This window comes from Arthrobacter sp. UYP4, from assembly GCF_057291175.1.
In genome coordinates this window covers 1-9,225 of record NZ_JBXAVU010000013.1, presented here as the reverse complement: position 1 = coordinate 9,225, position 9,225 = coordinate 1, and the positions used below count along the sequence as shown (strand labels likewise).

Genomic DNA, 9,225 nt, shown 5'->3' with positions numbered 1-9,225 from the left:
GGCCTAGTCCTCCGCCGACGTCACCGGAAGCACACCAGCTCTCAGGCTCCGGACCAAAGAATACGCCCACATCAAATACGCAGCGGTGCCAGTAATGTTGACGCGGCTCCTCTTCATCACTCATCGTCCGCTTGTTTCTGGGGAGCAGCCAGGACAGTCTCGTTAGGCGCTGCTGAGTGCGGCCGAGATCAGCTACCCGGAGCGCAGTGGAGAAGATATGGGTGTCGGGAGCGCCGCGTGTCATCGGCGACGGACTGCGACCCAGAGCCCGCATCTCCGACAAATATGGGCGCTACCGCCGGCCAGCGAATGCAGCTTCTTCACCTCTAGGCGTCGGCCGCAGCACGAACAGTGCGCTGTGGCCGTGCTGGGCGGACTGCTGCGGCTAGTGCCGCTGATCCAACGCAGTAGTGTCATGCGCCAGTGTAGGACCCATGCGGCGGTAGGCGCCTGGATGCTTGGCGTGAGGTCATGCCTTACGTGTGAGGATGTGGCAGATATCTGATGGTCCACAGGCGGCCGGGTCGAGGGTGCGGCCGGTTTCTAGGAGCATCTCGAGCTCGTCTGCCAGATTGGCGAGTTCCTGCAGCCGCGCCTGCACCTCTGCCCGCTTCTGCTCAAGGACGAGTGTCACATGCGTGCAAGGCGTCTGACCCGCATCACGTAGGTGGAGGACCTGCGCAATCTCGGCCAGAGTAAGACCGGCACTTTGCGCGGTGCGGATGAACCGTAGCCGGTCGATGGCTGTCGCATCATATGACCGATAACCATTTACAGCTCGCCCAGGTTCAGGCATGAGGCCCTGACGCTCGTAGAAGCGGATGGCCTGACGGCCCACGCCAGTGACGGCGGAAAGCTCCCCGATCAGCATCACCCGAGCCTAACGCTTGACCTTCTAGTGCACTACAAGGTTTACGGTGAGCGTATGGACATCACTCTGCAGTATTTTGATGGTTGCCCGAACTGGACCGTCGTTGGTGAACGGCTGCGATTGCTCTCTGCGGAGCGCCCCGAAATCGCACTCAACTACCAGCTCATCGACACGGTGGAAGAAGCCGAACGTGTGGGTTTTCATGGCTCTCCCACCATCCTGATTGACGGCGTCGACGCGTTCGGCAACGCAACCATCCCCGTAGGTCTCGCCTGCCGCAGGTATATGACCGACAAAGGCCCCGCGGGCGCACCAAGCATGGCGCAACTCAGATCCATCATCGACTAGCCGATCGCCGCAGGGATCACGGAGGCAAGCCCTGCGCAGGCGAACAGGTTTAAATCCGTGCGTGCGTCCGTTACGGGAGCGTATAGGTGAACCCATCGGCAGGAGGGTCAGGAGTCGCGCGGCTCAGGGGTGCGGCCGCCGGTGCTGAACAGGGTTTCCAGGATCAGTAGCCCGACACCGACCGAAACGAAGACATCAGCCAGATTGAAAGTTGAGAACCAGGAGACATGCAGGTAGTCGACCACACCACCGCCGACCAGCCGATCGAGGAAATTACCCAACGCGCCACCGAGAACCATTGCCCCGCCTATCAGGCCGAGCCGGCCCAGCGTCTCGGCCGATGCCAGGAGGAACCATGCCAGTCCCGCGATGATCGCTCCAGTGCCCAGCAGGATGACAATCGGCGGCAGATCGGCTCCGAAGCTGAACGCGACACCCGGGTTGAAGTGCAGCCGCAAGTCCACGAATCCACCTTCGATGGTTTGCCCCTCACGCAGCTGTAGCTCGACGATGGCCTTCACCGCGAGGTCGGTACCGGCCAGAGCCAAAGAGCCGACCAGCATCCACACCCGGGCTCTGTTGCGGGCTTTCAACGCAGCAGGCGTGGCGGACTTGTCCTCACTCATCACGTTCTCCCGTTGTTGCTGCTACACGCAATCCGAACAGGCTGGAAGAAAACCCAACGCCCTGATGCGGTAGGTAGGTGCACGCCGTCACAGGCCGAACGCTCCACCACTGATGAGAATGAACAGACCAAGAGCAATGAGGACGACCGGAAACAGGATGTGCTCCCAGCGTTCGAGGGCCTCAGCAACAGGACGTCGTGTGGCTACGAACTTGGCGAGCCACACGAGGACGATCACCAGGGCGAGGAAGACCACACAGTAGGCGACGACGGAGGTCGGCCCGACGTTCAGGAAGACCGGGACATAAACCCCGATATTGTCGCCACCGTTGGCGAAGGTCACGGCAGCGACAGTGAAGACACCGACCTTCTTGCCGGCAACTTTCGCCTCGTCGTCGTCGTCATCATCGTCGTCGTCTCGGTTGCGCCATACCTGCCATGCAACCCGAAGACCCAGCAGCAAAGGTATGAGGCCGAAGTAGGGGATGGCCTCCTCGGGAAGGAAAGCACCTGCGCCGAGGGAGACGAGTACCGCGGCGCCCAGGATCCCGATGAAACCGAGGTACTGCCCGCCGAGGATTCGGGCTGTGGTTCCTCGTTGTCCCGCTCCGCGGGCAAAGAACAGGGCGAGGACGATGATGTCATCGATGTTGGTGAGAAAGAACAGGCCGATGGCTGGAATAACTGAGGACAGAATCACTCGGTCACCACCGCCTTCTGGCACCCCGGCAGAGAGCATCCAGCATCCAGGCACGGTGCTCCCTCATTGACGGCGAGGCTCACCTCAACCAGGGAAGTGAGGACCTTAGCCAGGTGTGGGTCAGCGATTTGGTAGCGCGTCTGCCGGCCCTCAGAGTGAGCGATGACGATGCCGCAATCCCGAAGACAGGCGAGGTGATTCGAGACATTCGACCGGGTAAGTTCCAGATCACGGGCAAGGTCCGCCGGATAGGCGGGATGGTCGAGCAGGGTCATCAGGAGACGGGACCGGGTCGGATCGGCCATCGCCCGTCCCAGCCTGTTCATCACATCGAGGTATCGTTCATTAGTCAGCACGCGCTGTACTATACATGAATGGCTGAATTGGCAAGGAAGGTTGATGACGTCACGGATGTCTCCGCGCCACTCTCCTGACATCGACCACGGTCCCGGACAGCAGCACTGGAGCGAAGCCAGCTAGATCAGGGCCGTCACGGTCCGCCGGTAGAATGAAGCAAGGCCAGGCCATTGAGAACGAATGATGTAGCAGGAGCGTTGGGAGAGTCATGCATCAGATGATGCTCTTGAATCCCTCCGCCGTTCCCTCGTCTGCCCGGTGGCACCTGCGGGTCGTGGTTCTCCTGTTGGGCATCACTTTCCTGCACGTATGGGCCGGGCCCGCACTCTCGACCAGCAGCGGCGTACCCGCACAGGCCGCCTCCATGACAACCATCACGCAGCAGGTCTCCGTAGCCCCCACAGCCCTGACACATGGCGAGGTCTTTCAACAGGCTCCGCCGCCCCTTGTCGCGCCGGACTTTAGTCAGGATGTTCTCTTAGGAAATGTGTGCGCTGCCGCCTGCCCTGATGGGCATCTGGTAGCGACCGCGTTGTGTTCGATGGTCCTGGTCGTGGCCGGTCTCATCGGCCTTTATTGTCTGCGCGCCATGGTTCTTCTCCCCGGCAGTACCAGGACGCGCGAGCTCGGACCGCCGGGTGCGTCTCCTCTGCGCTCGGTCGGTGTCTGCCTGCTGCAACTGTCGGTCAGCCGCATCTAGGATTCAGCGCCCTCCCCGAGCCCGCCTCACTTTTCCGCCAGGTTCAATGACTGCCGGATGAGCCCTGCCTACTCTTCACACGGCTGCACGCTCTCTTGCTGCGCTGCCGTGTCCCAAGGACTCCACCTATGACTTGCCCCTACCACCTTCGAACCCACCATTGCCTGGCGACCACCGCAACCTCGCGGGTGTACCGCTGATGACCATCGGCGAATACTTCGCGGACAGCGTCCAATCCGGAGCGCTGCTGGCAGCAATACCTCTGGCGATGATTGCAGGGCTCGTGTCGTTCCTCTCCCCCTGCATCCTGCCGCTCATCCCGGGCTATCTGGGCTATGTCTCCGGACTGGCCGAACCCGGCCGCCCGGACAACCGGCGCCGACTGCTGACCGGTGTCGCCCTGTTCATCCTCGGCTTCGCCCTCGTGTTCACCTTCTACGGCGCCGCATTCGGTGTCATCGGCTCCTGGCTTCTACGCTGGCAGGACCCGCTGATCCGGGTCCTCGGCGTGTTCGTCATCGTCATGGGACTGGCGCTGGTTGGCCGGCTTCCGTTCCTGCAGCGGACCGCGAAAATGTCATGGCGGCCCCGCACCGGTATCGCCGGCGCACCCCTGCTCGGTGTGGTCTTCGGTCTGGGCTGGACGCCCTGCATGGGTCCCACCCTCAGTGCTGTCCTGGCCCTGAGCACCACCACCGGCACAGCGTGGCGTGGAGCGCTCCTAGGGTTCGTCTACTGCCTCGGCCTGGGCATACCGTTCATCCTCGTCGCGCTCGGAGTGCAGTGGGTCACAACCGCCCTGTCCTTCGTTCGACGCCACATCCGCGTTTTCAACCTCATCGGCGGCGCCCTGCTCGTCGGGGTCGGAGTCCTCATGGTGACCGGCGTCTGGATGCTGTGGATCTACCAGCTCCAAAACCTCGCAGGAACCTTCCTCACCCCCGTCTGATGCTTCCAGCGAACGCATCCCCTCCCTCGCGCACACCACGATCGAAAAGAGATCGCCCCATGAGTGCTCCCACCCCCACCAACCGAAATCCGTCCCACGCACCAGGTACTCCATCGACAGGTACTCAGTCGGCACCGCTCATGCCCCTACGGGAGGCGGCGGCGCTAAGTAGATCGCGCCCCCGTGCCCGCGCGTCGACCCTCATCGCTTTGCTGGCAACGGCGGCACTTCTCATCACCGGATGCTCGGCGCAGAACAATTCCCTCGCCGAGCAGGCCAATGCCGGCGACAACAAGAACTACATCGCCGGGGACGGGTCGGTCGCCGAATACGCTCCCGACACCCGAAGCGAACCCGTAAACATTACGGGCGAGCTCTATGACGGCACGACCGTCGACTCCAGCCAATGGGCTGGCAATGTCACGGTCCTGAACGTCTGGTACGCGGCCTGCGCTCCCTGCCGGGTCGAAGCACCCATGCTGCAAACCCTAAGCACCTCCTTCGCACCCGAGGGCGTGAAGTTCTACGGCATCAATGTCCGCGACGAGAAGTCCACGGCCGAGGCGTTCGAACGAAACTTCGGCATCACCTATCCCAGCTTCGGGGACCGCGACGGCAAGCTGCTCCTGAGCCTCACCGGCTACGTGCCGCCGCAGGCCGTGCCCACGACCCTGGTCCTTGACCGGCAGGGACGCGTCAGCGCCCGCATCCTCGGCGTCGCCGACGAAAGCACGCTCAAGACCCTGATCGCAGATGTACTGGCCGAAAGCAGTCCCACGACGCCTAGCTCGCCCACAACGGCGGGAACCGATGATGCCAGCTAACCCCTCAACCGGACGAACCCCCGGACAAGAACCCCGGCAGACACCCGCTCAGACACCCAGGCAGACCCCAGAGGACGCTCCCGGCCAGGCACCTGACCAAGGCCTCGATTCGAGGCCGGAGCAGACACCCGATATTTCGGTGTCCAGTCTGAGTGCCGGTGAAATGCTCCGCTGGGTGTGGCGGCAGCTCACCAGCATGAGAACAGCCCTGCAGTTACTGCTGCTGCTGGCCGTGGCCGCTGTCCCCGGATCCCTCTTCCCGCAACGCCGAGCCAATCCTGCTGTCGTCACCCAGTACCTGAAGGACAACCCCGACACCGGCCCCTGGCTTGACCGCCTGCAGATGTTCGACGTCTTCTCCTCGGTCTGGTTCTCGGCGATCTACCTCCTCCTTTTCACGTCCCTCGTCGGATGCGTCCTGCCCCGCACTAAAGCCCACCTCAAGGCACTGCGTTCAACACCCCCACGCACTCCCCGCCGGTTCGCGAGACTCCCCCACCACGGCACCATCGTTCTAAGCGATGGCGGCCCGGCAACCTCCGCCCCCGACCCGACCGCGGCAATCAAAGACGCCGCGGCGATCCTGCGGAAGCTCCGGTACAGAGTCGACATCCGCGACGCCGGCACGGCCACACCGTCCGTCGGTGCCGAGCGGGGATTCATGAAAGAAGCAGGGAACCTGCTATTTCACACCGCTCTGATCGGCGTGCTGGTATCCGTCGCCATCGGCGGGATGTTCGGCTATCGGGGGCAGAAACTCATCGTCGAAGGAGAAGGGTTCACCAACGCCCTCATCGGGTACGACTCCTTCTCCCCCGGCACCAACTTCAACCCCGACACCCTCACCCCGTTCGCGCTGACCCTGAACGACTTCGATGCCAGGTTTAACCGGGACGAACAATCCACCTACGGCCAACCCCTGGACTTCACCGCGCAGATGACCGTACAGGAAAGCCCGGACCAGCCCGCCGAGGACCGGGTTCTGAAAGTCAACTCCCCCATCGGGATCGGCGGCACCAACGTGTATCTCGTCGGGAACGGATACGCTCCCGTGGTCGAGGTCCGCGACGGGGAAGGGAACATCGCCTTTTCCGGCCCCGTGCCGTCCCAGCCAACGGATTCGGCCTATACGTCGACGATCGTCATCAAGGCGCCCGACGCGCAACCGGACCAGCTCGGATTCGTCGGCTTCTTCCTGCCGACTGCCGTCGTCAACAGTGAAGGTCTGGCTTTTGGTTCCGACCCGGATCCCTTCAACCCGCGGCTGAATCTCAACTCTTACTACGGTGATCTCGGCCTTAATGATGGAACGCCGCGGTCCGTGTACCAGCTGGACACCACGGACCTCACCCAACTCAACGGGCGGGACCTGAACGCAGGTGGCATCGTGCTCGAGCCCGGGCAAACCTACGAGCTGCCCGACGGGCGAGGATCCATCACATTCCAGGATCTGAAACGCTTCGTCGCCCTCGACATCACCTACGATCCCGGCAAAATCGGCGCCCTCATCTTCTCCACCCTCGCTCTGACCGGCCTCATCCTCTCGCTCGTCACCGCGCGCCGGCGCGTATGGATCAAAGCAAGCGCAACACCAGAAGGAGCCACCACCCTCGAGTACGGGCTTCTCGCCCGAGGAGAAGACCCTGGCCTGCGGAACGAAACCACCAAACTCGAGCAAGCACTGTCAGCCCACTGGGGTATCACCCCACGCAGCGACGAGCAGAAAAAGCCCCTGCCATCACCTGACATACCGCAACACACATGACCGTCAAGACATTAACTGCCACGAGGGTCCGACGATTCATCGGGCCGGTTCTGATGACCCTTGGGCTTCTGACCGGTATCGCGCATTTCCTCATGAGTTCGCCACAACGCCAACCCCACATGTCAGCCCTGTGGGACGCAGTGACCGGCTACCCCGCCGCCGCCCTGCTGTTCATCTTCGGAATCACCCTCACCAAGCCTCGCCGCACACGCTTCAGAGCGGCAGACGCCGCCCGCCACACAGATCGGAAGACGCTCTTGTATCAGCCACACGAACTACCCGGCCTCACCCCACACACGAAATCTGCAGCCCAGGCGGGTGAGGTCCTGTACGAAGAACGCCTCTACCCAAACGCCTGGATCTGGATCATCACCACCGGCTTGTCCTTCGTACCAGCTGTTATCTTCGCTCCGATCGACATGCTGATCGGCGTCGCCGCGTCCGTACTGACCCTGGCCGGGCTACTCTTCGCGCTGCACACCTCAACACCCACGATCCGCGTCACACCCACCGAACTGCACGTAGGACGAGCAAGCATCGAGCGCCAATACGTGGGCCGGGCCCAGAGCTTCACCGGCACAAACGCAACGACGCAACGAGGACCCCGCCTCCACGGCTTGGCCTTTCTCTGCATTCGCGGCTGGATCGACGGCGTCGTCCGCATCGAACTGTCGGACGAAGAAGACAGGACACCCTACTGGCTCGTCTCATCACGTCACCCCAAAAAACTTAGTCACGTGCTCAACGGCACCAAGGAATAGCCCTTCAAACCCGCCTTCCAGACCGAGTACCTGACCTGGCTTCAAACTTCTGACGGGGAGAAAAATCAGCTAACTGATGTCAACCTGTATTGACGGACACCATTAGGTGTGTGCTCTCACGGCTGCGAGAACAGGTCAATCGGAGCCGGCACAACAGGCAACGGTGCGTTGGCCGGTACGTGTTTCGTGGCCGTGCACCCCTTAAAGGGGCCCTTGCTATAGAAGAGGGCTCGCATCGTCGGGTCTGCGTAGTTCCGCCACCAATCAGCCATGCCCGTGCCCCCATCCAGCCGTAGGGTTTCCCAGGCCCTCCATAAAGCGCTGAGGCGGCTGACAGCTTCCGTGTGCGCCCACCAGCTGCTGCACCAGGTGAACTCCTTGTCATGCCCCATCGGATCCAAGGGGCGTGCATAGTGGCCGACGAGGAAGTCGGTGACGAACACCTCGAGGTTCGGAAAGAACAGCCTGGGCTCATCCTGCGAGACATTAGCGTTCTCTGACGTCTCATCCTCGTCCGTGCCGTGGACGAGTCGGTCGAACTCGTCGTCAGGCTCGAACTTTTCGGGCTGAAATGGCGACTGCATATCCATACAAGGCTACTCCTTCACCATGGCCGACCAGCGGTTCCTACCGGCAGGGACGGTAGTTGGTTCTTGCACCTCGACGACAGGTCCAGCTGCAGGTTTGAGTGCAGGTTCACGGGCAGCGGGAGGCGCGGACCGGACGGACTCGAACGCTGCCAACTTGTCTGCGTAGGGCCGGTCGCTAATCGGCACTGTGCGGAGCAGGACGGCCCGGGATCCGGAGCCGAGCATGATGGCCCTACCCTTGGGCATCGCGGCGAGATCCGCGACGGAGAGAATGTCGTCGGTGGAGTCCTGGCGGCTCGTGGAGCGGCTGTCCTTCTGCCTCGAGGTCGACACCGACGTGTACCGGTACTGGCCCACGAGGTCGGAGAGCATCTTCAGGAAGCCCTCTTCCTTCACGTTGCCGCCGTAGGTGAAGACGTTGGCCGTTGAAAACAGCTTCTTCATCCCGGACTCCTCCCACACATCCACCCCTTGAGACCAAGATTGTAGGAATGTAGAAATCACGATTCCTCGGGAACCATAGTGGCTGTAAAGGTTCGGCAGGTGCCCCCACCGGCACACGTTCGCGGCCTCATCGAGGACACACAACATCGGAACGGCCAGACGGCCGCTTGCCTGCGTAGCCGCGTACTCCTCAGCGGCGGTGGCCGTGGCCACGGTCAGGGACGTCACCAGAGGACCCGCGGTGCCAGCACCTTCCTTGGACAGCGCGTAGAGAGTGTTCTTGCCCTTGAT

General features: G+C 62.3%; 12 protein-coding genes. 6 read left to right on the top strand and 6 right to left on the bottom strand.

Annotated elements, in window-relative coordinates; translation table 11 throughout:
* Positions 1 to 469 precede the first annotated feature (469 nt).
* Positions 470 to 871, bottom strand: a complete 402-nt coding sequence (locus AC0Z9V_RS17970; protein ID WP_485142368.1) for a heavy metal-responsive transcriptional regulator — start codon at positions 869 to 871, stop codon at positions 470 to 472.
* Positions 872 to 925: 54 nt separating this feature from the next.
* Here AC0Z9V_RS17970 and AC0Z9V_RS17965 point away from each other — a divergent pair, with 54 nt between their 5' ends.
* Positions 926 to 1,219, top strand: coding sequence for a thioredoxin family protein (locus tag AC0Z9V_RS17965; RefSeq protein ID WP_485142367.1), 294 nt, complete (start codon positions 926 to 928; stop codon positions 1,217 to 1,219).
* 107 nt (positions 1,220 to 1,326) lie between these two features.
* Here the strand turns inward: AC0Z9V_RS17965 and lspA are convergent, their stop codons facing one another.
* From lspA to cmtR, 3 genes are all read right to left on the bottom strand, one after another.
* Positions 1,327 to 1,845, bottom strand: a complete 519-nt coding sequence (lspA, locus tag AC0Z9V_RS17960; protein ID WP_485142366.1) for a signal peptidase II — start codon at positions 1,843 to 1,845, stop codon at positions 1,327 to 1,329.
* An 87-nt stretch (positions 1,846 to 1,932) separates the two neighbouring features.
* Positions 1,933 to 2,544 carry a cadmium resistance transporter gene (locus tag AC0Z9V_RS17955; RefSeq protein ID WP_485142369.1) on the bottom strand — a complete coding sequence of 204 codons (612 nt, stop codon included), beginning with the start codon at positions 2,542 to 2,544 and terminating at the stop codon, positions 1,933 to 1,935.
* Positions 2,541 to 2,900, bottom strand: coding sequence for a Cd(II)/Pb(II)-sensing metalloregulatory transcriptional regulator CmtR (gene cmtR / locus AC0Z9V_RS17950; protein WP_485142365.1), 360 nt, complete (start codon positions 2,898 to 2,900; stop codon positions 2,541 to 2,543). Before cmtR ends, AC0Z9V_RS17955 begins: the two co-directional genes overlap by 4 nt.
* A gap of 365 nt (positions 2,901 to 3,265) precedes the next feature.
* On the opposite strand from cmtR, the gene AC0Z9V_RS17945 reads away from it, so the two are divergent.
* The 5 genes from AC0Z9V_RS17945 (at position 3,266) to AC0Z9V_RS17925 (ending at position 7,900) form a co-directional block, all read left to right on the top strand.
* Entirely contained in the window at positions 3,266 to 3,601 is a 336-nt protein-coding gene (locus tag AC0Z9V_RS17945; protein ID WP_485142364.1) for a hypothetical protein, read from the top strand.
* Between the two features lie 199 nt (positions 3,602 to 3,800).
* A complete protein-coding gene (locus AC0Z9V_RS17940) occupies positions 3,801 to 4,550 on the top strand; it encodes a cytochrome c biogenesis CcdA family protein (RefSeq protein WP_485142363.1) in 750 nt (249 codons plus the stop codon).
* A 140-nt stretch (positions 4,551 to 4,690) separates the two neighbouring features.
* Positions 4,691 to 5,374, top strand: coding sequence for a TlpA family protein disulfide reductase (locus AC0Z9V_RS17935; RefSeq protein WP_485142362.1), 684 nt, complete (start codon positions 4,691 to 4,693; stop codon positions 5,372 to 5,374).
* A gap of 196 nt (positions 5,375 to 5,570) precedes the next feature.
* Positions 5,571 to 7,139, top strand: a complete 1,569-nt coding sequence (resB, locus tag AC0Z9V_RS17930; RefSeq protein WP_485142361.1) for a cytochrome c biogenesis protein ResB — start codon at positions 5,571 to 5,573, stop codon at positions 7,137 to 7,139.
* A complete protein-coding gene (locus tag AC0Z9V_RS17925; protein ID WP_485142360.1) occupies positions 7,136 to 7,900 on the top strand; it encodes a DUF3093 domain-containing protein in 765 nt (254 codons plus the stop codon). The genes resB and AC0Z9V_RS17925 overlap by 4 nt, the downstream gene beginning before the upstream one ends.
* Before the next feature lie 116 nt (positions 7,901 to 8,016).
* Here AC0Z9V_RS17925 and AC0Z9V_RS17920 read toward each other — a convergent pair whose 3' ends face one another.
* Positions 8,017 to 8,490: a DUF4913 domain-containing protein gene (locus AC0Z9V_RS17920; RefSeq protein ID WP_485142359.1), complete on the bottom strand. Its 474-nt coding sequence runs from the start codon at positions 8,488 to 8,490 to the stop codon at positions 8,017 to 8,019.
* A 6-nt stretch (positions 8,491 to 8,496) separates the two neighbouring features.
* A partial coding sequence (locus tag AC0Z9V_RS17915) for a type IV secretory system conjugative DNA transfer family protein (RefSeq protein ID WP_485142358.1) occupies positions 8,497 to 9,225 on the bottom strand: 729 nt, incomplete at its 5' end.

Bases quoted from the DNA above. Each gene is read 5' to 3' on its own strand.
- AC0Z9V_RS17970 (WP_485142368.1), bottom strand. From the start codon at position 871: ATGCTGATCGGGGAGCTTTCCGCCGTCACTGGCGTGGGCCGTCAGGCC.
- AC0Z9V_RS17965 (WP_485142367.1), top strand. From the start codon at position 926: ATGGACATCACTCTGCAGTATTTTGATGGTTGCCCGAACTGGACCGTC.
- lspA (WP_485142366.1), bottom strand. From the start codon at position 1,845: ATGAGTGAGGACAAGTCCGCCACGCCTGCTGCGTTGAAAGCCCGCAAC.
- AC0Z9V_RS17945 (WP_485142364.1), top strand. From the start codon at position 3,266: ATGACAACCATCACGCAGCAGGTCTCCGTAGCCCCCACAGCCCTGACA.
- AC0Z9V_RS17940 (WP_485142363.1), top strand. From the start codon at position 3,801: ATGACCATCGGCGAATACTTCGCGGACAGCGTCCAATCCGGAGCGCTG.
- AC0Z9V_RS17935 (WP_485142362.1), top strand. From the start codon at position 4,691: ATGCCCCTACGGGAGGCGGCGGCGCTAAGTAGATCGCGCCCCCGTGCC.
- resB (WP_485142361.1), top strand. From the start codon at position 5,571: ATGAGAACAGCCCTGCAGTTACTGCTGCTGCTGGCCGTGGCCGCTGTC.
- AC0Z9V_RS17925 (WP_485142360.1), top strand. From the start codon at position 7,136: ATGACCGTCAAGACATTAACTGCCACGAGGGTCCGACGATTCATCGGG.
- AC0Z9V_RS17920 (WP_485142359.1), bottom strand. From the start codon at position 8,490: ATGGATATGCAGTCGCCATTTCAGCCCGAAAAGTTCGAGCCTGACGAC.